Source organism: Domibacillus sp. F004 (genome assembly GCF_057814295.1).
This window is the reverse complement of the sequence record NZ_JBVATB010000003.1, coordinates 31133-55835: the sequence shown is the minus strand read 5'-3', so window position 1 is coordinate 55835 and position 24703 is coordinate 31133. Positions and strand designations below refer to the sequence as shown.

The window sequence follows — 24703 nt, the reverse complement described above, 5'->3', positions numbered from 1 at the left end:
AAAATGAACATAAGAAGGAGGAAGTATCATTGATTATTATTCATGCATTTTTAAAAGTGAATCCAAAACACCGTGATGATTTTCTTCAAAAAGCCAAGCAGGTGGCAGTCCCGTCACAGGCTGAAGAAGGAAATATAAGCTATCAGTTTTATGAAAATCCAGAACAGCCAAACAGTTTTGTATTCTTGGAGAAATGGAAAGATAAAGAGTCTATTGACTATCATGAAGCAACAGCCCACTTTAAACAGTTTGCAGAAGAAGTACAGCTTGTTTTAAGCGAACCGATTCAGGTAGAAGTATTTAACGTATCTGAAGAGGGCTAATGATACAGGCCGGAAAGGAAGTGAGAAACTGTGAATCTTAACCTTGTAAACAAAACGGCACTTGTAACCGGCGGGAGCAAGGGAATCGGCAAAGGGATTGCTGCAGCCTTGGCTGCCGAAGGAGCAAGCGTTATTATTTGTGGACGCGGTGAAGAAGCGCTGCATGAGGCTGAAAAAGAGATTAAGCAAGAAGGAGGCAATGTTCTCGCAATAAAAGCTGATTTGTCCGAACAGGAAGATGTAGATCATCTTATTTCTTCTATTATTGAACGCTACGAAACGATTGACATTCTGGTAAACAATGCCGGGTTCGTCAGCGGCTTTGATGACTTTGAAACTTTACAAATAGAAGATTGGCAGAAGCTGTTTGATGTGAACCTGTTTGGGACCGTACGGGTAACAAAAGCAGTCATTCCTTACATGAAAAAAGCGGGTTATGGGCGTATTATTAATATCTCTTCAGAGTCTGGCGTTCAGCCGGATGCTTTTATGCCGCACTATAACGCATCAAAAGCTGCTTTAATTAATTTTACGAAAAGCTTGTCAAAAGCATATGCGAAAAATGGAATTTTGGTTAATACAATATCGCCAGCGTTTATCATGACTCCGCTGCTTGAGACAGTATTAAAGGAATCTGCCCAAAAACAAAATATCACTTTTGATGAAGCTGTTCAGGAATTTCTTGTAAATCATCGCCCTCACATTGAGGTGAAGCGCCCAGGCACAGTAGAAGAAGTAGCGTCAGCAGTTTTGTATTTAGTATCCGATAATGCATCGTTTATTAATGGAGTGAATCTTCGCGTAGATGGAGGTTCAGTAGCAAGTCAATAAAATCATTTACAGAAATGTCAGTTTTTTGCATCAATAGGTTTTTATTTCTTAGGATAATTTGGAAATCGGTTTCAAAGAATGGAGGGATTAACATGAAAAAAACGTTTTTAATGTTCATCACAGTACTGTTAGGCGCTTTTCTTGCTCTTGTGGGATGTGGCAACCAAAACGCTGCAACTGAAGAAGGAAAAACAGAACAAAAAGCAGCTGAGCTTCCAGATTCAGGCGCTTTAACTATTAGTGAGGATATTCCAAGCGGCACGAAGATTTTAAGTAAAGGGCCGAATGGAGAAGGAGCAATTTCTGCCAAAACACTTAATTTATCAGAAGAAGAGATTGCGAAAGTGAAAGAAGGAAAGTATAAAGCCGCAATCGTTATGCATTATGCAGGCAATGACTGGTCTAAAGCACAGATTGATGGATTAAAAGCCGCGTTTAAACGGATGGGAATCGAAGTCATTGCTGTAACAGATGGCCAGTTTAAACCGGAAAAACAAGTGTCAGACATTGAAACAGTATTAGCAAAAGATCCAGATATTATCGTAAGTATTCCGGTAGATCCTGTTTCAACAGCCGAAGCGTATAAAAAAGCCGCGGCAGCAGGTGTGAAATTAGTTTTCATGGATAACGCACCAAAAGGATTAGTAGCAGGGAAAGATTATGTCAGCATTGTTTCTGCTGATAACTATGGCAACGGTGTAGAGGCGGCAGAAATTATGGCTGCTCAGCTTAAAGAAAAAGGGAAAATCGGTGTTGTTTATCATGACGCAGATTTCTTTGTTACACGCCAGCGTACAGAAGCATTTGAAAAAACAATTGAAGAGAAATATCCAAACATTGAAATTATTGCACGCAGCGGTATTACAGATCCAAATACAGGTGAAAAAATCGCATCCGCTATGTTGACAAAAAATAATGATTTAGATGGGATCTTCGCTGTATGGGATGTACCGGCTGAAGGAGTGCTTTCCGCTGCCCGTACAGCAGGAAAAGACGACCTTGTTATCACAACTATTGATCTTGGGACAAACGTTGCTCTCGATATTGCGCAAGGCGGAACTGTAAAAGGGCTTGGTGCACAGCTGCCATATGACCAAGGGATTGCTGAAGCGATTTTGTCAGGGTACTCCTTGCTTGGAAAAGAAGCACCGCCATATGTTGCAGTACCTTCATTAAATGTAACGAAGGAAAACATTTTGGAATCTTGGAAAATGGTTTACCGCACAGATGCACCAGATGTTATTCAACAAGCAGCGCAATAAAGTTTAAAACAAATCAGGACCGACCCGAAGTCCATTCTCATTGCCTTTGGGTCCGGTCCTTTGCTTTTCTTAAATTAATAGTTTTTACAATTCAGCGACTACACTATATGGATGGTGAAAACATGCTGAAGAAGAAAATACACTGGCCGCGCAAGAAAAAAGAACTAAAGACACGAACAAAGAAAGGAATTTCTTTATTTAAAAATAAGCGCATCAGCCAAAAATACGGTTCCGTTTTTGCAATCGTTATTTTATTATTTATTACCGGAACCGCTGTCACATCCTTTATCTTAAACGATTTGGCGAACAAGCTGGACGAGCTTGAACAAAAAGGAAACAACGCTCTTGCTCTCAGTGAAATGGCATCGTTATTTCGCCAAAAAGACATTCGGATAAGTGACTACATTTTGCTGGAGGATCAAACGGCCATTGATCAATATAATGAACAGAGCGAACAGTTAAACACAATGTTAGAGCAGGCAAGAGCAATAGCACCTGCTTCAGTTCTCGGTGTATTGGACCAGGTTCAAGCCAATGACAGTGAAATGAATCGTATTTTTAACGATTTGGTTATTCCTTCTGTTCAACAGAATAATGAAAAAGAAACGTTTTCTTCAAAACAATTGACGGCTTTTCTGCGGTCTCAGACAATTGACTATATTGACAGCCTTCAAGAAGATTTAGAAAATGATTATTCAGCTTCTGTTCAAGAAGCAAAAGAAGCAGCAAGACAATCTCTTGTTTTGCTAATTCTATTTGTAATCATTGCGTCCCTCTTGAGCATCATTTTCTCTAAATGGATCGGCCGTGTTGTTGAATTGAATTTGAAAAAAGTCATACATGTCAGCACAAGTATTGCCCAGGGCAAATTAAATATTGAACCGATCGATTACGATGGCAAGGATGATGTTGGACAGCTTGCAGAATCCGTAAACAAAATGGCTGATAATTTACGATCAATTGTTTCTCAACTCCTTACTATTTCACAGCAAGTTGGTACACAAAGCGGCACATTATATTCAATGGCTGTTGAAGTAAAAGACGGCAGCGAGCAAATTGCTAGCTCAATGGATGAATTGGCTCTAGGAACAGAACAGCAGGCAGATGCTGCATCTTCTATCAGTGAACTCATTGAATCCCTGAATCAACAAATTGCAGATACCCATAAAAGCGGCATACAGCTTTCCGAAACATCAAACAGGGTGCTTCATGTTTCAGAGGAAGGCCGGATACAAATGGAACAAACCGCCGGACAGATGCAGCATATTACCTCCCTCGTTTCAGAGTCTGTTGAAAAAGTACAAGGACTTGAAAAAAGGACCCTTGAAATCTCCCATTTGGCAAATGTGATTCAGGACATATCAGCTCAAACAAACTTGCTGGCTTTAAATGCGGCCATCGAAGCAGCGCGTGCGGGGGAGCATGGCCGGGGTTTTGCGGTTGTTGCGGATGAGGTAAGAAAGCTCGCTGTGCAAGTAGATGAATCTGTTAATGAAATTACCGGCATTATTAATGGTGTACAAAGTGAAACAGCCGATGTTGTGACATCACTTAATAATGGGTTTAATGAAGTGCAAAAAGGCAGCCAGGCAATGCAGCATACGAAGAAAACATTTTCGGACATTATTCAGTTTGTCAACGAAACGTCAGGAAGTATTCAAACCATCTCCTTGCGCCTAGATTCGATCAGCGAAGGAAGCCATAAAATCAGCTCCTCCAGCCAGGAAGTCGCTTCTGTCTCCGAGGAGTCTTCTGCAAGTGTAGAAGAAACGGCCGCGGCTTCCCACCAATTAAATGCATCGATGGAAGAAATCAGTGAAAGTGCGCAGTCACTCGCTAAATTATCGAAAGATCTTGAACAATCCGCCAAACAATTTACACTGGCATAAAGAAGACTATCTCCGAACGTACATGTTTTTTGTTGTTGATATGCTGTGTGTATGGAAAGAAGGGATCGAGTAATATTCCGCTTAAAACGATGAGTATGAAATAACGTAATGAAATTGGCGGCTGCAATTTACTCGTTATGACCAAAGGATTGCTGAAGCGTTTTAGCAGGGGAGTCTTTGCCCGTAAAAAAGCGCCGCCCTATGTGGCAGTGCCTTCATTGAATGTAACACAGAAAAATATTTAGGAATCCTGGAGAATGGTTTACCATACAGGCGCACTTGATGCTATTCCGCAAGCAGATCCATAAAGAAGATCAGCTCAAAAGAAAGTTCTTGATAAATACTGAAACAATCGTGATTTTAAGAATTTTGCTATCCTGTTTATGAAATTCATAAATAGGGTTGCTGAGCTTTTTTATTTTTTTAAATTTCTACTTTTTTTGTTTAAAAGGACAATTTTTAAGTCTGAAACCTAAGAAATATATTGTTGAATGGAAGAAAATCATGTCGGAAAGCGGTTAGACACTAAAATTGGATAAGGTTACAATGCGGTTATAGCAAACAACAAGAAACAAAAAAGAAAAGAGAATCCTAACATGCCAGGAATTAAAGAGGTAGTTAAACAGGCAAATATTTTAATCGCTACAGTATCCAGGGTGTTAAGCAAGCCGGAAACGGTAGCGAAGGAGACCATCAAAAAACCGGCACTAATGACAATTTCGTAACCAACTTTTGATATCGATACAAAAGCGAAGGAATTGCTGATGGACCTCGTGACAAAGCAGGAGCTAGAAAAAATACAGTATATTTTAGAGAACAAGCTTGTTCTTCGGAATTCATGCCATAAATGCAGCCGTTAAAAACATACATTTTTAAAAAGGTGATGTAAACGTTTACAGATAGACCTAAGGAGCAATTGTGATTGGTCTTGCTAATAAAGAGTTTTTGTGCAGAGAAAGACAGTTATGCTATAAAAAATTTTGCGGTTGATGTAAACGTTTATGGAATAAGTAAAGTCTTAAAATTGTTTATCCGCAAATTACTTCAAATTGTAAGTTGATAACAACGGCACAAAAGTGGAAAATGTGTAAACGTTTACGGAACACTCTTTGATAAAAATTCTTGATCATCTTAAGTTATTCCCTTAAGGAGGTGGTGGAGCCGCATTCGCAATCGATGTTGCACTTTTACAAACTATTTCAAAACGGAGGAAAAACAATGAAATTTGGATACCAAACAAATACGTGGGGCGGGGTTGTCGGTCATCCTGCCGGAGTCACTTCGATAAAAGATCTTTATTACTTAGCGAATGGGTCTACCGAAGAAGCATTAAAAGAGATTTCGGAAGCCGGTTTTAAAGGATTTGAAATTTTTGATGGAAACCTAATGCAATATAAGAACAATAAAGAAGAATTTAAAGCGCTGATGGAAAAATACGAGTTAACGCTGATCGGTGTTTATACAGGCGGCAACTTTATTTATTTGGATATTTTAGAAGAAGAACTTACAAAAATTGAAGAAACAGCGGCACTGGCTGCTGAGTTTGGCGCCCGCCACTTAGTGATTGGCGGAGGGGCAGTTCGTTCAACCGGTATCCGGGAAAGCGATTACGAAGATTTAGGAGCAGCACTTAATAGAGTAAAAGAAATTGCCGAAAAGCAAGGGCTCATTCCAACCTATCACCCGCATCTTGGAACGAATGTTGAAGCACCGGAACAGCTGGATAAGCTGATGCAGCATACAACAATTGGCTTATGTCCTGACACGGCTCATATTGAAGCCGGCGGCGGTGATCCAGTTGAGGTGGTCCGCAAGTATGCAGACCGAATTAAATACATTCATTTTAAAGACTATCAAAATGGTGAATTTCTACCGCTCGGTGAAGGTCATCAGAAGTTTGATGAGATGCTCCGCCTTCTGAATGAAGCCGGTTACGACGATTGGATTACAGTTGAATTGGACAGCTATGAAGTACCGAAGCAAGGAGCAGAAATAAGCCGGCGTTTCTTATCTTCATTTGAAAAGTAATAAAGGAAGAGAATTAATATAGCTTTGCTGTTTGGGATGTACCTGGAGAGGGAGTTTTAGCAGAGCAGCCCGAGCAGCCGGAAAAGAAGAAATTCAAAGCGCAGCAAAATAAAAATAATGACCATTTAGGAGGAAACTAAAATGAAAAAACTTAATGTAGGCATGATTGGCGGAGGATTTATGGGGAAAGCGCATGCACTTGCGTATGCAGGGATGCCGATGTTTTTCTGGCCAGCTCCAGTTGTTCCACACCGTCACACAGTAGTAGATGTAACAGACGAATTGGCAAAAGATGCAGCGGCACGCCTTGGTTTTGACAACTATTCTTCTGACTGGAGAAAAGTAGTCGAAGACCCGGAAATCGATATTATCGATATCGTGACACCAAATGATTCCCACGCGGAAATTGCGATTGCAGCTGCAAAAGCAGGCAAGCATATTATTTCTGAAAAGCCGCTTGCGCGTGATGCAGCGGAAGCCAAAACCATGCTTGATGCCGTAAAAGAAGCAGGCGTAAAGCACATGGTTGCGTTCAACTACCGCAGAACACCAGCGGTTGCGCTGGCGAAAAAATATATTGAAGAAGGCAAGCTGGGCAAGATTTTGAATTTCCGCGGCACGTACCTGCAGGACTGGTCGGCTGATCCGAATTCACCACTTTCATGGCGCTTTCAAAAAGACCGTGCCGGCTCTGGAGCTTTAGGAGATATTGGTACACACGTGATTGACTTTGCCCGCTACCTTGTGGGTGAAATCTCCGATGTAAACGCTGTTGCAAAAACATGGATCGGCGAACGCCCAATTCAAAGCGGGGGCGCTGATAAGCTTGGCACCGTGAAAGCAGATGAAGATGTACCAAAAGCAGCGGTTGATGTAGATGATGAATTCATGACACTCGTGAAATTTGAAAACGGTGCTGTTGGAAGCATTGAGGCTACCCGTAACGCGTGGGGACGCAATAACTTCTTAACATTTGAAATTCACGGTGAAAAAGGCTCGCTCGTCTTTAACTATGAACGCCGTGACGAACTTCAGGTGTGCTTCTCAGATGATCCAGGTGACAGCCGTGGTTTCAGAACCGTGTATACAGGTCCTGCTCATCCATACGGAGAAGGTTTATGGCCAATCCCGGCTCTAGGTATTGGATACGGTGAAACAAAAATTATTGAAACGTATGACTTTATGAAATCCATTGCGGAAGATACAAGCGTCTCACCAGACTTTGAAGACGGCTACCAAATCGCAGTGATTTCAGATGCGATCCTGGAATCAGCCGAAAAAGGCGAATGGGTGAACCTTACAAAGGTTGCAGCAGAAGTAAAATAAATCAAAAGTTTTATAAAGGACGCTAACCAGCGTCCTCTCTATCTATTAAAGGTGAATACGGATTCCTCTAAAAGAAAAAACTTTTCATTTCACAGGAAGGAGAAAGAACATGGAAAAAATAAAAGTCGGAGTTATCGGTACTGGTTTTATCGGTCCTACTCATATCGAAGCTGTTAGAAGACTTGGATTTGTAGAAGTCGTGGCATTAGCAGGGAGCAGCTTAGAGTCAGCTGAGAAAAAAGCATCCGAACTTGGCATTCCTAAAGCCTACGGTGATTACCGTGAAATGTTGCAGGACAATGACATTCAAGTTATACACAACTGTACCCCTAATCATCTTCACTTTGAGATTAACAAAGAGATCATACGCGCAGGCAAGCATGTGTTGTCTGAAAAGCCTTTAGCGATGTCCAGCGAGGAATCGGCAGAATTATTAGCGTTGGCCAAAGAACATAAAGTCGTACATGGCGTTAACTTTAATTACCGGCAATTCCCGATTGTAAAGCAGTTAGAGACCATGATACAAAATGGAGAATTAGGAAAAGTCAATTTGGTTCACGGAAGCTATTTGCAGGACTGGCTATTGTTTGAAACAGACTTTAATTGGCGTCTGGCTCCTGAAGTTGGAGGGAAATCCCGAGCTGTAGCCGATATTGGCTCCCACTGGTGTGATACCGTTCAATACGTAACAGGAAAAAAAATTGTGGAAGTCTTTGCTGATTTAGCAACAGTTATCCCGGTAAGGAAAAAATCCACTTCAAACGTAGCTACCTTTGGTGCACAGAAAAACCAGGAAGAAACATACGAAGACATTCCAATTAATACAGAAGATTATGCATCGGTTCTTATCCGGTTTGAAGATGGAACAAAAGGTGTATTCACGGTTTCCCAGGTAAGTGCAGGCCGAAAAAACAGATTAAGTTTTGAAATTAATGGCAGCCACCATTCAGCGTATTGGAACCAAGAGGAACCTGAGAAATTATGGATTGGACATCGAGACCAGCCAAATAAAGTTCTCTTAGCCGATCCTGCTTTATTTGCTGAGGAAGCGAGAGAAGCAATTCACCATCCAGGCGGCCATAATGAAGGATGGCCGGATGCTTTGAAAAATGGAATGTTAAATTTCTATACATTTATCAGAGAAAACAAAGATCCTCTAGGCGATCAACCCAATTTTGCTACATTTAAGGATGGACATTTATCTATGTGCATTACTGATGCGATTTTAGAAAGCCATCAACAACAAAAATGGGTGAAAGTAAACACAAAACAGGAAGTTCATAGTTAAATTGAAAGACGTTTATGATTCTGTTGAACAAGAAATGGTTTAAAGAACCATTTACAAAAATGCAGTGGGGATAACAAGTCATATTTGTTTATGGAGCCACGTGCAAGTGCGTTTTTAAAGTATTGACGTCCGTTGCAGGAGAACTCTCTCCTGCTCATCCAATTGTCTATAAACATCATGAGGCACTATAACAAAATGTGAGGTTGAGGTGATAGAAATGAATGCGATTTCAAAAAAGGAACGCGGGCTTCCAGCTGCTGTCATTTGGGGTTATGTCGCAACATTAATCTTTATGGTTGGCGACGGTCTTGAGCATGGATGGCTCTCTCCATATCTTGTTGAACGGGGGCTGACTGTTCAACAATCAGCTACATTATTTACAGCGTATGGAGCGGTGCTGGCCATTGCCTCTTACTTTTCTGGCGTACTGACAGAAGCTTTGGGACCAAGAAGAGTCATGCTGGCGGGATTGCTTCTCTGGCTGGTTGGGCAAATTCTTTTTATTGAATTTGGCTTGAAAGACCATAATTATGCTTGGATGCTGCCAACCTATGCACTGCGCGGATTTGGATATCCATTATTTTGTTACTCGTTTTTAGTATGGGTAACATATCGCAGTCCAGATCGTATTATGGCGACAGCTGTCGGTCTGTTTTGGGCCGCCTGGAGCGGTGGGCTATATGTTGTCGGAAGTTATTTCCCGGCGTACATGATTCCTAAAATAGGATACATCGGATTGATGTGGAGTGCGGTTGTCTGGGTAGTTGTTGGTGGAATAGTTGGACTTTTAGTTGTGAAAGATGAAGGAATTCGCTCTAAAGGCAATTCAAAAGAAAAAATGAAAAGTCTATTGAGCGGGTTGACCATTTGTGTGGAAAAGCCGAAAGTGGCGATCGGCGGGATCGTCCGTATCATCAATTCAACCGGTATCGGTGCTCTCCCAATCTTCTTTCCTCTATACCTGTCTTCTGAATATGGATTTAGTACAGGGCAATGGCTGCAGGTTTGGGGAACAATGTGGGTGGCGAATATTTTATTTAACCTTGTTATCCCGTACATCAGTGACAGATGGCTAGGCTGGCGTAATACGGTTATGTGGATTGGTAGTTTCGGTTGCGGTGTCATGACATTGGTTATGCTTTATACCCCTCAGGTCTTCGGTAACAGTTTCTGGGCAATGACGGTAGTTGGGATCTTTTTTGGAATCGTCCTTTGTGGCTTTGTACCACTTACAGCTCTTGTGACTTCATTAGCGCCTAATCAAAAAGGTTCTGCTATGGCTGTGGTAAGCTTTGGTGCCGGAATGTCTTACTTTATCGCGCCAGCAATCGTTGGAGCCTTTATTGGAATTGTCGGCGTTCACGGCGTAATGTGGATTTTTGCTGGCTTGTATTTCCTTGGTGCTGTACTAATGAAATTTATGAAATCGCCGGATGAAGAAAAACAAAACGAAAAAAATTATCTTTCTGAGAAATATACAGGTTGAAGGCAGAAAGGTCCCAATACTTACAATTGGATACAAGTTTTCTGATTTGCTGCATTTGCAAATACACAATAAAACAGGCTTCATCCCTTGCTTTTCAAGGAATGAGGCCTGTTTTAATTAGACAGAAGGATTTGGATTGTCAACACTAAATCAGACAATTTTCTTAAGGGACGATCGTTTGTATTCAATCGGGCTCATGTAGCCTAGTGTTCCGTGAATTCGCAGCTTGTTAAACCAGTTAACATAATCACTGAATTCGAGTGTGAGACGCTCTAAACTATCAAACTTCATCTGGCTGACAAACTCTGTTTTAATGATTTTAAACGTGGCTTCCGCCACGGCATTATCATATGGACAGCCTTTCATGCTTAAAGAGCGGCCAATCTGGAAGGCCGCTAACGTTTCGTCGATGAGCTGGTTTTTAAACTCGCTGCCACGGTCGGTGTGGAACAGCTGGATATCCCGCAGATCACCTTGAATGGAAGAAAAAGCCCGTGCGACAAGGCTCGCATCTTTGTTGGGTCCTGTGCTGAAGCCAATGATTTCACGGTTAAAGAGATTGACAAAGATACATACGTAATGCCATTTGTTTTTGACTTTGACGTATGTTAAATCACTGACGACTACTTTTTTCGCTTCTGTCTGCTGAAACTCGCGTTTCAATTCATTTGACTGAGCTGACTCATTAATTTTTCTGTCCAGATAAGTGTAGACGCTCCACAAAAGATATTATTAGGTAAAGGGGAAGAAAATTGTCCAAAGCAAAAAGATATTATAATTTACAGCATGTTGAGCCTAAAAAATTATATTTCAAAAGTAGGGGCTCATAGATATGGATTGAAATTTGAATCCAAACTACCGAGTGAGGGGAAAAGCGTTGCTATAATACAAATGAACGGGTCTATCACTGGGTTTACGGAAGATAATGAATGGAAAATAGATCCTACTATTGGGAAAGTTCTTTGTTGGTGTTATAAAAATCGCTCTCATACTTTTGATATTGTGCACTGCTTAAACTTGTTCTCTTATGTCGATCCACATCCTGAAAATTTAGAGAACATCCCGGAAAATATATTAAATAATGAGGAAAATGACAAATGGATAGAGCAGGTTTGTGATAACGTAGATTTTATCATCTTGGCCTATGGTGATTGTGAGGGTATAGCTCCTAATATTGCAGAAAAGAGGGTCAACTACATACTAGACATGTTAAAAAATAAAGATTTATATCGAGTTGGAACTACTACTAAAAAAGGTAATCCAAAGCATGGAAGAGCATGGAACGGAAATCCAACACTAGAGAAACATCTAAAAACTAAATAAAAACATTGTATAAATCCATTTGTAAAGAAAAGGTTTCTTTCACGCACGTTTTGATTGTGGGTGAAATTAAAGACAGCAATAATATCCACGGAGCACCCACAAGACACCCACGTAAAACAAATATGATATGAAAAGTAATGAACTTTTTGAGGAAAAGATTATTGATTTTCCAGACTTTTTGAAGCTATTTTGAACCTAATAAAGAAGAAGTATATTCCGCACGCATGATCGTAATTTGGTTCAACCTTACTGTTCACGGACTTCTAGGATGATAAAGGGTCACCCTGTTCCTTACTCGACTTATATAAGATGTTGGAAAATCCCATATCTTTACCGCACCATTTTATTTTAAAAGCTGCTCGGGTGGCGACAGCAGTTACCTGCAAAGCTATTAATTTAAATAATAAAAAAGTGTTATTAGGATTCCGCGTGACCGCAACGACAAATTTAAGCAAAAGGTCAAAAAGGGATAACGAACAATATTTTTAGTATCTATCCAGATTTGTTGCGCTCAACCTGTCCGCGCTCTTTCTCACAGATTATGCGTAGCGGACTAGGTTGAAACTTGGGGTAATTCCAAATTGGTCAATCGCCATGAAAGCATAGGAGATCGATAACAATCATTTAATACCAGGTATAAAACCGCACTAATTAAATGATGGGCTACAAGGAGAGTGTTCTCGTCATTTACACAAAATTTTTGGTGATCCCCTGGTTTGGAAAAATCTTATATTTAACAATACAGTCTCAGTATTTCTAGAGCTGTATGTGTATATAATAAAAAAACAGTTTGAAGAATGAGGAGTAAAAACTCATACTTTTTCTCATACTGTTTTTATTATGCATTTAATTTTATTGCTTATTCATTCTAGAAACTTCATTATTATAAGTGTTTATTGTGGATATAATACAATATTTTACCTAAACTAAGATAGTGAAGATATACTAGTAAAAGCTATGTAGAAGTTCCGATTAGGGGAGGAAATACAATGGAAGAAACACGTGAGCAATCGTTTAACCAGCTTGGATGTAATGTCCATGTAATTGAAACGGAAAAATATAAAACGAATACAGTTATCGTTAAAATGAGAGCACCGCTTAAGCAAGACACCATTACGATGCGTGCTCTCTTACCACATGTCTTGCAGTCGGGCACGGAAAATGCTCCTTCAGCGACAGCTTTTCGTTCGGCGCTTGATGAGTTGTATGGTGCTCATTTTTTTGCGGATTCTTCAAAAAGAGGAAATGAACATGTTCTAACATTTACGATTGATGTGGCAAATGAAAAATATTTGCATCGGGAAAGTAATTTGTTTGATCAAGCGCTTACGATCATGTCTGATGTGCTATTCCGGCCATACTTACAAGAAGGTGCATTTTCTGAGCAGACGATGAAACAAGAAAAAAGAAGCTTGCAGCAGCGCATTCGCTCTGTTTATGATGATAAAACGCGCTATGCGTCAATGAAACTTGTGGAGGAGATGTACAAAGGAGATTCGTATGGATTACCGGCAGGCGGTCTTTTAAACGAAGTGGAGCCGATTACCGCAACATCCCTTTATGATTATTACAAAAAAACATTGGCGGAAGATATGATTGACATTTTTGTGATCGGTAATATAAAGGCTGCAGAGGCGGCTGCAAAGATTGAATCGCACTTGCCATTTGAAAAGCGAAAAGCGGCTTTAAAAGGAAATGCTACTTCTCATCAAATAAAAGAGGTACGTGTTATTCATGAAACGCAGGATATTAATCAAGGTAAATTAAATATTGGCTGCCGAACGAGAATCACATATGCTGATCCGCAATTTGCTGCAATGCAAGTATTTAACGGAGTATTTGGCGGGTTTGCGCATTCAAAATTGTTTATGAACGTACGTGAAAAGGAAAGTCTGGCATATTATGCAGCAAGCCGTTTTGACAGTCATAAAGGTTTTTTAATGATGCTTGCTGGTATTGATCGAAAAAATTATGATAAAACGGTGCAAATTATGAATGAGCAGCTGGATGAAGTCAGAAATGGCCGTATTTCAGATCTAGAAATGGATCAAACGAAAGCACTATTGAAAAACCAGTTGCAAGAATCAGCAGATACAGCACGCGGCATGGTGGAAGTACTGTATAACAATATTGCAGCGGGCGTTGATCGTCCGATTGATAAATGGATCGAGGAGATTGACACGGTCACGAAAGAAGAAGTATCTGCAGTGGCGAAAACAGTGGCTGTCGATACAGTGTACTTTTTGTCCGGTAAGGAGGAAGCATAATGAAGAAAACAATCTTTGACCAAATGAATGAGACGGTTTATCAGGAGCAGCTGGAAAATGGCTTGAACGTGTATATTTTGCCAAAAGCAGGTTTTAATAAAACATATGTGACGTTTACGACGAACTACGGATCGATTGATAATGAGTTTATTCCAAAAGGAGAAGCAGAGTTTTTGCATGTACCAGATGGAATTGCCCATTTTCTTGAACATAAAATGTTTGAAAAAGAAGATGGAGATGTGTTCCAGAAGTTTAGCAGTCAGGGAGCATCAGCCAACGCATTCACGTCTTTTACGCGAACAGCTTACTTATTTTCCGCAACGTCAAACATAAAAGAAAACACTGAAACATTACTTGATTTTGTTCAGGCGCCGTATTTTACAGAGCAAACGGTGGAAAAAGAAAAGGGGATCATTGGACAGGAAATTCGTATGTATGACGACAATCCTGATTGGCGTGTCTATTTTGGTTTAATTGAAAATTTATACAAATATCATCCAGTGAAAATTGATATTGCCGGTACAGTTGAGTCCATTGCAGATATTACGAAAGATTATCTTTATACGTGTTACGAAACATTTTATCATCCGGCAAATATGTCTCTTTTTATCGTTGGACCGGTTGATCCAGATGAAATGATGAAGCTTGTACGCCAAAATCAGTCCAGTAAAAAGTTCCCTGAACCAAAGTCAGTTGATCGCCGTTTTCCAAATGAACCGCCAGAATCTGCTAAAAAGCATCGTGCCATCCCAATGAGCGTGAATACGCCAAAATGTGAAGTTGGTTTGAAAATGCCAGCTTCCCTTAAAACAGGAACAGAAAAGTTAAAAGAAGAATTGGCGGCAGGGCTGCTGCTTGAAATTTTGTTTGGCAAAAGCGCGGCGTTTTATGAAAATTCATATAATGAAGGGCTTATTGATGAGACGTTCGGATTTGATTATACAGGTGAACGTGGATTTAGCTTCGTCCTTGTAGGCGGTGATACAGACGAGCCGGAAAAATTAGCAGAACGTATTAAGACACAATTGCTTGAGGCGAAAGAGGGAAAAAATATTACCAGTGAATCGTTTAATAGAGCACGCAAGAAAAAAATTGGAGCACAGCTGCGGGCCTTTAATTCACCGGAATATATTGCCAATCAATTTACACGGTATCAATTTAACGGGTTAAATTTGTTTGAAACAGTACCTGTGCTTGAAGCAATGAGGATGGAAGACGTTGTCGCTCTGGCGGAAAAGATGATTCAAGAAGAAAGCTTTTCATCTTGCTTTATTGTGCCAAAAGAAACGGCCTAATGCGAAAAAAAGTATTGGTTACTGGTGCATCAGGCGGCATCGGCTCGTCTATTGCGGTTAAATTAGCAGAAGATGGATGGGATGTATATATTCATTACAGCCAAAATAAAAAGTCAGCGGATCATCTCGCCATCCAGATTCGTGAAAGAGGATGCGAAGCGGTCATTCTTCAAGCTGACTTAACGAAATGTGAAGAAGTTAAATCCCTTATTAGGGAAGCCTCTGATGTAACAGCCGTTTTATTTGCGGCCGGAATGAGTCAATATGGCATGCTTCAAGATGTAACAGACGAGGAAATGGATGAACTTTGGCACGTTCATCTGAAAGCATCTATGATGATCTCACGTGCCCTTATTCCAACGTTAATTCATCAGGACAACGCGTCTATTACGCTTATTTCGTCTATATGGGGCGAAACGGGTGCCTCTTGTGAGGTGGTTTATTCTGCTGTAAAAGGCGCTCAAATTGCTTTTGCAAAAGCATTGGCAAAAGAATTAGGTCCATCGGGTGTACGTGTAAACACCATTGCACCCGGTGCTGTACAAACGGCTATGAACAGCGGATTTTCAATAGATGAACAGGAAGAAATTGTTTCAAATATTCCGCTTGGCCGTTTTGCCCAGCCTAATGAAATTGCAGCAGCGGCAGCTTTCTTGCTTTCACCTGCAGCTAGTTATATTACCGGTCACACGTTATCGGTGAACGGTGGTTGGTACGTATAATTTTAAAACGGTCAGAACATACTACGAAAGATTCTACTTTTAAAGGAGGCTTTCTTACATGTCTGTACTTGATAACTGGCAGGACTGGAAGCGATTTTTAGGTAACAAAATGGATAATGTGGTCGTTAAAGGTGTTCCAGAAGATGTAATTAACAAGCTTGCACTTGAAGTCGGGGATTATCTGCATGCTCATGTAGACCCGAAAAATGAACAGGAACGTGTATTGGCTGACTTATGGTCGGTTGCCGATGAGAATGAGCAAAAAGCATTAGCGAGATGCATGATGAAGCTCGTTCAACAATAACCCTTTTATAAACCCTTCTTGAGCCTTCCCGTTCAAGAAGGGTTTTCTTTTCACTTCTGCTTTTAAAAATACATAATATCATTTATTATAGTAATCAGATGCAAAAGATCAGGAGCATGCCGACTGGAGGAGTTCGATGGTGAAAAAAGAGTGGTACCTTGAATATAGAATAAAAAAGAATCGTCCGGGTCTGCTTGGTGATATTTCTTCTTTGCTCGGTATGCTGTCAATTAATATTGTGACCATCAATGGGGTCGATGATAAAAGCCGCGGATTATTAATGCGGACGGAAAATGAAGATCAAATTAAACGGCTCGAGTCGATTTTAATGACAATGGATACAATTGACATTATCAAGCTGCGGGAGCCGAAATTACGTGATCGGATGGCTGTGCGTCACGGAAGATATATCGAGCGTGATGAAGATGACCGTAAAACGTTTCGGTTTATTCGCAGTGAGCTTGGACTTCTCGTCGACTTTATGGCAGAATTGTTTAAAATGGAAGGACACCGGCTAATTGGAATTCGTGGAATGCCGCGCGTCGGAAAAACGGAATCGATTGTGGCAGCGAGTGTTTGTGCAAATAAAAGATGGTTATTCATGTCTTCTACAATGATTAAGCAAACGGTACGGGAACAACTTTTGCGTGATGAATATAATTCAAATAACATTTTTATTCTTGATGGTGTTATTTCTGCAAAAAGGGCCGGTGAAAAACACTGGCAGCTCGTCCGGGAAGTCATGCAACTTCCGGCTGTAAAAGTGGTCGAACATCCGGATGTCTTCGCAGCGAACAGTGATTATTCACTGGATGATTTTGACTATATTATTGAACTTCGAAATGAACCGGATGAAGAAATTACGTATGAAGCAGTAGAAAAAAACAACCTGTTCCAGGATTCGAACTTTGGTGGTTTTAACTTTTAATATTGGAAGGTGTTATGGGTGACAGAATTAGGAAAAAAATTAAAGGAAGCGCGGGAGTCAAAAGGAATGTCGTTGTTAGATGTTCAAGAATTGACAAAGATTCAAAAGCGTTATCTCGCTGGCATTGAAGAAGGTAACTATGATATAATGCCGGGTAAATTTTATGTACGTGCGTTTATTAAGCAGTATGCAGAAGCGATAGGCTTAAACGTAGATGAACTGTTTGAAGAATTTAAAGGCGAAATACCGTCATCTAAAGAAGATGAAGTCCCGCTTCGTCCGACTGCTTCGGGACAAACGACAAGCATCGACGCATCGAAAAGAGTTCGCAGTTCATCAAAGTTATTAGAGTATTTACCGAAAATTTTAGTGACGGCATTTATTGTTGGGGGTGTCTTCCTCGTCTGGATGATGATTCCCAAAGGCGGTTCAGAAAGTGAACCAGCTGTTGATGAAGAAGTACAGGTTAAAGAAGATCCAGCAGTAGAAACAGAGGAACCTGTTGTTGAGAAGCCTCCGGTAGAAAAACCGGCAGTAGAAAAACCACCAGCACCTGCTCAAACAATGTCTGCTGTATCAACGAATGGAAGACAGACTGTATATGAAGTAGCTGGAGCAAAGTCATTTGAAATCGCCATATCATCGAAGGGTGAAACGTGGATTGAGCTGGCAGATGGCAGCGGTAAAAAATATTATAATGGCATTCTTACAAAAGGACAGGCGCAAACCCATAACTTAGCAGGGCAAAAAGAAGCAAAAATTGTTGTTGGATTTGCACCTGATACCGTTATTACTGTGAACGGCGAAGCGCTTGCGTATAAACTGCCGGCAGCAGAGCAAGTGCGGCAAGATATTGTCATTCGTTTAAAAGCACAATAACGGTTGTTTCTTGGAGGGAACTATTTTGAATTTACCGAATAAAATTACCATCTCACGTATTCTCATGATTCCATTTTTTATCCTTGTTATGGTTGTTGACTTTGGATGGGGAGCAGTTAGCGTATTTGGAACAGACATGCCGATTGAACATTTAGTTGGAGCGCTTTTATTTATTGTCGCATCAACAACAGATTGGATTGACGGCTATATTGCAAGGAAATATAATCTCATCACCAATTTCGGGAAGTTTTTAGATCCACTCGCTGATAAATTGCTCGTTTCAGCGGCACTTATTATTTTAGTAGAATTGAATTTTGCTCCATCGTGGATCGTTATTGCTATTATTAGCCGTGAATTTGCGGTGACCGGTCTAAGGCTCATCTTAGCAGGTACAGGTGAAGTCGTCGCAGCCAATACCCTCGGTAAAATTAAAACGTGGACACAAATTGTGGCGATTGCTATATTATTGCTTCACAATGCTCCATTTGAGAGCATAAACATGCCATTTGGAGACATCATGCTTTGGATTGCTCTCTTCTTTACGATGTGGTCTGGCTGGGATTATTTTAAATTAAATAAAGATATTTTTAAAAACTCGAAATAACAGATAGGTGCCTATGGGAAACTCCACGGGTACCTTTTTCAAACTTAGGAGCGAATACATATGAATGCGGAAATTATTGCAGTTGGATCTGAATTATTATTAGGGCAAATTACAAATACGAATGCCCGCTTTCTTTCACAGCATCTCGCTGAAATAGGCGTTAATATATATTATCATACAGTTGTTGGTGATAATGAACAGCGGCTTAAAGAAGCGGTGAAATTAGCCCAATCCCGTGCAGACTTAATTGTTTTTTCTGGTGGTCTTGGGCCGACAAAAGATGATTTAACGAAAGAGACGATTGCTCGGATGCTCGGTAGGACACTTGAATATAACGAAGAGGCGCTCTTCGGCATTCAAACTTATTTTGATAAAACAGGCCGTGTAATGACGGCAAATAATAAAAAGCAGGCGCTGGTCATTAAAGGGAGTACTGTATTAAAAAATGACCATGGTATGGCACCCGGTATGTTTGCAAAAGTTGATGGAAAGTATTATGTCCTGCTTCCAGGACCACCGCGCGAAATGCAGCCGATGTTTTTAAACTATGGACGGCCTGCAATTGTAAATGTCCTGGAAAAAGTAGAGCGAATTGAATCGCGTGTACTGCGTTTTTTTGGTATTGGCGAATCGACACTTGAGACGGACATTGATGATATTTTAATGAAGCAGACAAACCCGACGATCGCCCCACTTGCAGGTGAAGGTGAAGTTACACTTCGGATCACGGCTAAACATGAATCATCGGACGAAGCGTTCCGCATGATACAAAAGGCAGAAGATGAAATTTTAGAACGGGTTGGACAGTATTTTTATGGATATGATGAAACGACCATTGCAGCAGAACTCGCAGATCAATTGAAAGAAAAAAAGTTGACTATTGCAGCTGCTGAAAGTTTGACCGGTGGATTGTTCCTTGGAGAATTGACCGCTATTCCAGGTATGAGTACTCATATTAAAGGAGGCATTGTTTGTTATACGAATGAAGTAAAAAAACAAATTCTCGGTGTGAAAAGCGACACGTTATCAAAGTATGGTGCGGTCAGCAGTGAATGCGCAAAAGAACTGGCTGAAAATGTACGAAACTTATGCGAATCGGACATCGGTATTAGTTTTACTGGTGTTGCAGGACCTGACCCGCTTGAGGGACATGAACCGGGAACGGTTTTTCTGGCGATTGCGGCAGAAGGGCAGGAAACGATTGTTCATCCATTAAAAATGATAGGCAGCCGTGAGGGCGTTCGCAAACGGACAGTGAAATACGGCTGTCATTACTTACTTCAGTCATTTGCTGAAATGTTCTGACAACGAATTGACGATGAACGCGAAGAATCGATATACTTATAGTGAATGAACAAAGAGGAGGAACGATAGATGACGAGAGAACAGTGGCAGCCTGAAACGAATTTGCTGCATGGTGGACAATATCCTGATCCGGTAACAGGAGCCCGTGCTGTACCCATTTATGAAACAACGTCGTATGTATTTCAAGACACAGATCATGCCCGGGCATTATTTGCGCTTGAACAGGCAGGCAATATTTATACACGTATTACGAATCCGACGGTTGATGTATTTGAAAAGCGAGTTGCACTTTTAGAGGGTGGTGCAGCAGCTGTGGCACTGTCATCCGGCATGGCAGCTATCTCATTTGCGATTATGAACGTAGCCCACGCGGGGGATGAGATTGTAGCAGATGTAAATCTATACGGCGGTACATACAATTTATTTGCTAATACACTACCGAAATATGGAATTCAGGTTAAATTCGTCGATTTAACAGATCCGGAAAATATCAGCAAAGCGATTACATCGAAAACAAAAGCTGTTTTTGCTGAAATTATCGGCAATCCATCGTTAAATGTATTGGACGTCGAAAAAACAGCAGAAGTCGCTCATGAAAATGGAATCCCGTTAATTGTCGACAACACATTTGCTTCTCCTTATGGTTCTCAGCCAATTAAATGGGGCGCAGATATTGTTGTCCACTCGGCAACGAAATGGATTAGCGGCCATGGAACGGTTATAGGCGGTGTCGTGATTGATAGTGGAATGTTTAACTGGAATACAGATAAGTTCCCGGGATTTACAACGCCTGACGAGTCGTATAACGGGTTAAAGTATGCAGATATTGAAGGCCCAGCGTTTGCAGTGAAGCTGCGTGTTCAGTTGCTGCGTGATTTCGGTCCAGCGCTTAGTGCAAACAGTGCCTTTTTGCTTTTGCAAGGACTTGAAACGTTGCACCTCCGTATTAAGCGACATCATGAAAACACACAGGAAATCATCGCATTCTTAAACAATCATCCAGGTGTTGAATGGGTTTCTCATCCATCATTAGATGATCATCCCTCTCATGAACTAGCACAAAAATATTTAAATGGTACGTTTGGTTCGATAGTGATCTTTGGCATTAAAGGCGGCCGTGATGCTGGTAAAAAAGCGATTGACTCAGTGGAACTATGGTCTCATGTAGCGAATGTCGGAGACGGAAAATCTTTGATTATTCATCCAGCATCGACTACGCACCAGCAGCTTAGTGCGGAAGACATGGAAAAGACAGGTACAACAGAAGAATTGATTCGTTTATCTATCGGTCTTGAATCGCCTACAGACTTAATTGCAGACTTAAAACAAGCAATTGAAAAAGGAACGGGAATCAACTCATAATTTGATCATTAGCGCGCTGCCATGTCGGGGCGCGCTTTTCTTATGGATACTGTGCTATAATAGAAAGAGCATACTGTCCCGGGTGTGCTGTAAGAAAACGCCTCTAGTGCTCTTCCGCTTCTTCTCAGCAAATCTTTCCTTCTCTTAAAAAACGAATAAATGTTCGATTTTCGCTTGTAATTACCTCTTAAATGCGGTATAGTTGTGACAGGTTATGAAGCAATTATAAAAACAATTGTTCTCACTAATAGATTAAGAAACTTTCACTAATATTTATTCACTTTGAAATAATAAAAATGTAAGGAGGTGAGTCCTGGTTATCTTTCGGAGTTTTCATATTTTTATAGGATATGATAACTTTTGTATCGAGATTTAACTAGGAATTTTATGACGAATGACCGTCAAGCTGCCTTAGATATGGCACTAAAACAAATTGAAAAACAATTCGGTAAAGGTTCTATTATGAAACTTGGAGAACAGGCAGAGCGCCGTATATCGACAATACCGAGTGGCTCTCTAGCCCTTGATGTGGCACTTGGTGTAGGGGGGTATCCGCGCGGACGTGTCATGGAAATTTATGGGCCAGAAAGCTCGGGTAAAACAACGGTTGCCCTTCATGCGATTGCAGAAGTACAGGCGAAAGGCGGACAAGCTGCTTTTATTGATGCAGAACATGCGCTCGATCCCGTTTATGCGCAAAAGCTCGGCGTTAATATTGATGAATTACTTTTATCGCAACCTGATACAGGCGAGCAGGCACTTGAAATTGCAGAAGCGCTCGTACGAAGTGGTGCGGTCGATATTATTGTTATTGACTCCGTAGCGGCGCTTGTACCGAAGGCGGAAATTGAAGGCGAAATGGGAGACTCTCACGTAGGCTTGCAAGCCCGTCTCATGTCGCAGGCACTTCGTAAGCTGTCAGGAGCTATCAATAAATCAAATACGATTGCGATTTTTATTAACCAGATTCGTGAAAAGGTTGGGATCATGTTCGGAAATCCAGAAGTAACACCTGGCGGCCGTGCGCTCAAATTTTATAGCTCTGTACGCCTTGAAGTAAGACGTGCTGAAGCATTGAAACAGGGCAACGATATAGTAGGAAATAAAACAAAAATTAAAATTGTCAAAAATAAGGTGGCACCTCCGTTCCGTGTAGCGGAAGTTGATATTATGTACGGAGAAGGCATTTCGCGTGAAGGGGAAATTATTGATCTCGGTTCTGATGAAGACATTATTCAAAAAAGTGGTGCTTGGTATTCATACAATGAAGAGCGTCTTGGTCAGGGTCGTGAAAACGCAAAACAATTCTTGAAAGAAAATCCGGAACTACGCCATGAAATTATGATGAAAATCCGTGAGCGTTATGGACTGGATCAAATCTCTGTGAACCCGATAGAGGATGAAAATGATCAAGATACACCGCTGCAAGATGGATCGCTTTTTGAAGAAGAATAAAACATAAACAGGAGGGATTCCTCCTGTTTTTTGTTTGAAAATATCCTATTATCTACATAATCAGTATCATACCTTGAGAAAACCTTGACAATAAATTTTCACACCGATAAAATTGAAGATATATATTTGACATTTTTTATCTTGAAAATGGAAATGTAGCGCTGTTTGTCCCATACTAAAGTTGTGACAGCAGCCGACATGTTAAAGACATGACAATCATCTATAGCAAGGGGAGGTGAAATGATGGAACCCATTACAATCATCTCCATTTTGCTTGGCCTTATCATTGGTGTCGTTGTTGGCTATTTTGTACGAAAATCAATTGCCGAATCAAAAATCGCAGGCGCGAAAACCGCCGCGGATCAAATTGTGGATGACGCGAAACGTGAAGCGGAAGCTTCAAAAAAAGAAGCATTGCTTGAGGCAAAAGATGAAATTCATCAACTGCGCACGGAAACAGAACTTGAAATCCGTGAGAGAAGAAATGAATTGCAAAAACAGGAAAACCGCCTCCTTCAAAAAGAAGAAAACCTTGATCGAAAGGATGATTCTCTAAATAAGCGGGAAGAAACGCTCGAACTTAAAGAGGCAGCGTTAAACACAAGACAACAACATATTGAAGAGATGGACAGCAAAGTGGATGAGATGGTGAAAAAGCAGCAGTCTGAACTTGAGCGAATTTCTGCTCTGAACCGGGATGAAGCGCGATCCATCATTTTAGAAAGAACGGAACAAGAACTGTCTCATGATATTGCCGTCATGGTAAAAGAAAATGAGCATCGTGCGAAAGAAGAGTCAGACAAGAAAGCACGTGAGGTCTTATCACTGGCTATTCAGCGTTGTGCGGCTGACCACGTCGCTGAAACGACTGTATCCGTTGTGACATTGCCAAATGATGAAATGAAAGGCCGTATTATCGGACGTGAAGGGCGCAACATCCGTACACTTGAAACGCTAACGGGTATTGATTTAATCATTGATGATACACCGGAAGCAGTCATTCTGTCTGGCTTTGATCCAATCCGACGTGAAACAGCCCGTATTGCACTAGAAAAGTTAGTACAGGACGGACGTATCCATCCAGCACGTATTGAAGAAATGGTCGATAAAGCAAGACGTGAAGTGGATGAGCATATTCGCGAAATCGGTGAACAAACGACATTTGAAGTCGGCGTTCATGGACTTCATCCAGATTTGATCAAAATTCTTGGACGTTTAAAATACCGGACAAGCTATGGTCAAAACGTGCTGAAACACTCTGTCGAAGTCGCATATTTATCTGGTCTTCTTGCTGCTGAACTAGGTGAAGACGAAACGTTGGCACGCCGTGCAGGGTTACTTCATGACATCGGAAAAGCAGTTGATCACGAAGTAGAAGGAAGCCATGTTGAAATTGGTGTCGAGCTCGGTCAAAAATATAAAGAGCATCCAGTTGTCATTAACAGCATTGCTTCTCACCATGGGGATACAGAACCGACATCTGTCATTGCTGTTCTTGTGGCTGCAGCAGATGCATTGTCTGCTGCCCGTCCTGGAGCACGAAGTGAAACACTTGAAAACTACATTCGTCGTCTAGAGAAATTAGAAGAAATATCTGAATCTTATGATGGTGTTGAAAAATCCTTTGCTATTCAAGCTGGCCGCGAAGTAAGAATTATGGTGAAACCGGAACAAATTGATGACTTGCAGGCGCATCGACTTGCGCGTGATATTCGAAAACGTATTGAAGGCGAGCTCGACTATCCAGGTCACATTAAAGTAACGGTCATCCGTGAAACAAGGGCTGTAGAATACGCAAAATAAGCGAAAGCGGTGTGCGCTGGTCA

General features: G+C 41.0%; 21 protein-coding genes and 1 pseudogene. 21 read left to right on the top strand and 1 reads right to left on the bottom strand.

From position 1 onward, the window contains the following. The first annotated feature begins 29 nt into the window (after positions 1-29). From ACZYRN_RS08875 to ACZYRN_RS08835, 9 genes are all read left to right on the top strand, one after another. A complete protein-coding gene (locus ACZYRN_RS08875; RefSeq protein WP_050181338.1) occupies positions 30-323 on the top strand; it encodes a putative quinol monooxygenase in 294 nt (97 codons plus the stop codon). Positions 324-353: 30 nt separating this feature from the next. Next, positions 354-1154 carry an SDR family NAD(P)-dependent oxidoreductase gene (locus tag ACZYRN_RS08870; protein WP_488911191.1) on the top strand — a complete coding sequence of 267 codons (801 nt, stop codon included), beginning with the start codon at positions 354-356 and terminating at the stop codon, positions 1152-1154. 92 nt (positions 1155-1246) lie between these two features. Next, positions 1247-2416, top strand: coding sequence for a substrate-binding domain-containing protein (locus tag ACZYRN_RS08865; RefSeq protein WP_488911189.1), 1170 nt, complete (start codon positions 1247-1249; stop codon positions 2414-2416). A gap of 122 nt (positions 2417-2538) precedes the next feature. After that, the gene (locus ACZYRN_RS08860) at positions 2539-4305 is read left to right on the top strand and encodes a methyl-accepting chemotaxis protein (protein ID WP_488911188.1); all 1767 of its coding nucleotides are present in this window, start codon (positions 2539-2541) and stop codon (positions 4303-4305) included. 596 nt (positions 4306-4901) lie between these two features. Next, the gene (locus tag ACZYRN_RS08855; protein ID WP_488911187.1) at positions 4902-5030 is read left to right on the top strand and encodes a LacI family DNA-binding transcriptional regulator; all 129 of its coding nucleotides are present in this window, start codon (positions 4902-4904) and stop codon (positions 5028-5030) included. A 493-nt stretch (positions 5031-5523) separates the two neighbouring features. Beyond that, a complete protein-coding gene (locus tag ACZYRN_RS08850) occupies positions 5524-6333 on the top strand; it encodes a sugar phosphate isomerase/epimerase family protein (protein WP_488911186.1) in 810 nt (269 codons plus the stop codon). Between the two features lie 141 nt (positions 6334-6474). Further along, the gene (locus ACZYRN_RS08845) at positions 6475-7659 is read left to right on the top strand and encodes a levoglucosan dehydrogenase (protein WP_488911185.1); all 1185 of its coding nucleotides are present in this window, start codon (positions 6475-6477) and stop codon (positions 7657-7659) included. A gap of 109 nt (positions 7660-7768) precedes the next feature. Beyond that, positions 7769-8947: a Gfo/Idh/MocA family protein gene (locus tag ACZYRN_RS08840; protein ID WP_488911184.1), complete on the top strand. Its 1179-nt coding sequence runs from the start codon at positions 7769-7771 to the stop codon at positions 8945-8947. Between the two features lie 217 nt (positions 8948-9164). Beyond that, positions 9165-10433: an MFS transporter gene (locus ACZYRN_RS08835; RefSeq protein WP_488911183.1), complete on the top strand. Its 1269-nt coding sequence runs from the start codon at positions 9165-9167 to the stop codon at positions 10431-10433. A gap of 150 nt (positions 10434-10583) precedes the next feature. Here the strand turns inward: ACZYRN_RS08835 and ACZYRN_RS08830 are convergent. Then, positions 10584-11120 (bottom strand): annotated as a pseudogene (locus ACZYRN_RS08830) (IS3 family transposase); the annotation flags it as partial. Positions 11121-11270: 150 nt separating this feature from the next. Between ACZYRN_RS08830 and ACZYRN_RS08825 the strand changes: the two are divergent. From ACZYRN_RS08825 to rny, 12 genes are all read left to right on the top strand, one after another. Continuing rightward, positions 11271-11756, top strand: coding sequence for a DUF1643 domain-containing protein (locus ACZYRN_RS08825; RefSeq protein ID WP_488911182.1), 486 nt, complete (start codon positions 11271-11273; stop codon positions 11754-11756). 989 nt (positions 11757-12745) lie between these two features. Continuing rightward, positions 12746-14023 carry an EF-P 5-aminopentanol modification-associated protein YfmF gene (gene yfmF / locus ACZYRN_RS08820; protein WP_488911181.1) on the top strand — a complete coding sequence of 426 codons (1278 nt, stop codon included), beginning with the start codon at positions 12746-12748 and terminating at the stop codon, positions 14021-14023. Beyond that, positions 14023-15318: an EF-P 5-aminopentanol modification-associated protein YfmH gene (gene yfmH, locus ACZYRN_RS08815; protein WP_488911180.1), complete on the top strand. Its 1296-nt coding sequence runs from the start codon at positions 14023-14025 to the stop codon at positions 15316-15318. The genes yfmF and yfmH overlap by 1 nt, the downstream gene beginning before the upstream one ends. Then, positions 15318-16040 carry an elongation factor P 5-aminopentanone reductase gene (gene ymfI, locus ACZYRN_RS08810; RefSeq protein ID WP_488911179.1) on the top strand — a complete coding sequence of 241 codons (723 nt, stop codon included), beginning with the start codon at positions 15318-15320 and terminating at the stop codon, positions 16038-16040. The genes yfmH and ymfI overlap by 1 nt, the downstream gene beginning before the upstream one ends. 58 nt (positions 16041-16098) lie before the next feature. Next, positions 16099-16344 carry a DUF3243 domain-containing protein gene (locus ACZYRN_RS08805; protein ID WP_488911178.1) on the top strand — a complete coding sequence of 82 codons (246 nt, stop codon included), beginning with the start codon at positions 16099-16101 and terminating at the stop codon, positions 16342-16344. A 136-nt stretch (positions 16345-16480) separates the two neighbouring features. After that, entirely contained in the window at positions 16481-17272 is a 792-nt protein-coding gene (locus tag ACZYRN_RS08800) for a YmfK family protein (protein WP_488911177.1), read from the top strand. An 18-nt stretch (positions 17273-17290) separates the two neighbouring features. Then, entirely contained in the window at positions 17291-18151 is an 861-nt protein-coding gene (locus tag ACZYRN_RS08795) for a helix-turn-helix domain-containing protein (RefSeq protein WP_488911176.1), read from the top strand. 25 nt (positions 18152-18176) lie between these two features. Next, positions 18177-18755, top strand: coding sequence for a CDP-diacylglycerol--glycerol-3-phosphate 3-phosphatidyltransferase (gene pgsA / locus ACZYRN_RS08790; RefSeq protein ID WP_488911175.1), 579 nt, complete (start codon positions 18177-18179; stop codon positions 18753-18755). Between the two features lie 60 nt (positions 18756-18815). Continuing rightward, entirely contained in the window at positions 18816-20060 is a 1245-nt protein-coding gene (locus ACZYRN_RS08785) for a competence/damage-inducible protein A (RefSeq protein WP_488911174.1), read from the top strand. A 69-nt stretch (positions 20061-20129) separates the two neighbouring features. After that, complete coding sequence (locus ACZYRN_RS08780) at positions 20130-21422, top strand: O-acetylhomoserine aminocarboxypropyltransferase/cysteine synthase family protein (RefSeq protein ID WP_488911173.1); 1293 nt, start codon at positions 20130-20132, stop codon at positions 21420-21422. A 387-nt stretch (positions 21423-21809) separates the two neighbouring features. Further along, positions 21810-22877, top strand: a complete 1068-nt coding sequence (gene recA, locus ACZYRN_RS08775; protein ID WP_488911735.1) for a recombinase RecA — start codon at positions 21810-21812, stop codon at positions 22875-22877. 243 nt (positions 22878-23120) lie between these two features. Further along, positions 23121-24680 carry a ribonuclease Y gene (rny, locus tag ACZYRN_RS08770; RefSeq protein ID WP_488911172.1) on the top strand — a complete coding sequence of 520 codons (1560 nt, stop codon included), beginning with the start codon at positions 23121-23123 and terminating at the stop codon, positions 24678-24680. The last annotated feature ends 23 nt before the right edge of the window (positions 24681-24703 follow it).

What these genes read in the sequence shown, in the direction of transcription:
- ACZYRN_RS08865 (WP_488911189.1), top strand. Translation starts at nt 1,247, where the DNA reads ATGAAAAAAACGTTTTTAATGTTCATCACAGTACTGTTAGGCGCTTTT.
- ACZYRN_RS08860 (WP_488911188.1), top strand. Translation starts at nt 2,539, where the DNA reads ATGCTGAAGAAGAAAATACACTGGCCGCGCAAGAAAAAAGAACTAAAG.
- ACZYRN_RS08855 (WP_488911187.1), top strand. Translation starts at nt 4,902, where the DNA reads ATGCCAGGAATTAAAGAGGTAGTTAAACAGGCAAATATTTTAATCGCT.
- ACZYRN_RS08850 (WP_488911186.1), top strand. Translation starts at nt 5,524, where the DNA reads ATGAAATTTGGATACCAAACAAATACGTGGGGCGGGGTTGTCGGTCAT.
- ACZYRN_RS08845 (WP_488911185.1), top strand. Translation starts at nt 6,475, where the DNA reads ATGAAAAAACTTAATGTAGGCATGATTGGCGGAGGATTTATGGGGAAA.
- ACZYRN_RS08840 (WP_488911184.1), top strand. Translation starts at nt 7,769, where the DNA reads ATGGAAAAAATAAAAGTCGGAGTTATCGGTACTGGTTTTATCGGTCCT.
- ACZYRN_RS08835 (WP_488911183.1), top strand. Translation starts at nt 9,165, where the DNA reads ATGAATGCGATTTCAAAAAAGGAACGCGGGCTTCCAGCTGCTGTCATT.
- yfmF (WP_488911181.1), top strand. Translation starts at nt 12,746, where the DNA reads ATGGAAGAAACACGTGAGCAATCGTTTAACCAGCTTGGATGTAATGTC.
- yfmH (WP_488911180.1), top strand. Translation starts at nt 14,023, where the DNA reads ATGAAGAAAACAATCTTTGACCAAATGAATGAGACGGTTTATCAGGAG.
- ymfI (WP_488911179.1), top strand. Translation starts at nt 15,318, where the DNA reads ATGCGAAAAAAAGTATTGGTTACTGGTGCATCAGGCGGCATCGGCTCG.
- ACZYRN_RS08805 (WP_488911178.1), top strand. Translation starts at nt 16,099, where the DNA reads ATGTCTGTACTTGATAACTGGCAGGACTGGAAGCGATTTTTAGGTAAC.
- ACZYRN_RS08800 (WP_488911177.1), top strand. Translation starts at nt 16,481, where the DNA reads ATGGTGAAAAAAGAGTGGTACCTTGAATATAGAATAAAAAAGAATCGT.
- ACZYRN_RS08785 (WP_488911174.1), top strand. Translation starts at nt 18,816, where the DNA reads ATGAATGCGGAAATTATTGCAGTTGGATCTGAATTATTATTAGGGCAA.
- ACZYRN_RS08780 (WP_488911173.1), top strand. Translation starts at nt 20,130, where the DNA reads ATGACGAGAGAACAGTGGCAGCCTGAAACGAATTTGCTGCATGGTGGA.
- recA (WP_488911735.1), top strand. Translation starts at nt 21,810, where the DNA reads ATGACGAATGACCGTCAAGCTGCCTTAGATATGGCACTAAAACAAATT.
- rny (WP_488911172.1), top strand. Translation starts at nt 23,121, where the DNA reads ATGGAACCCATTACAATCATCTCCATTTTGCTTGGCCTTATCATTGGT.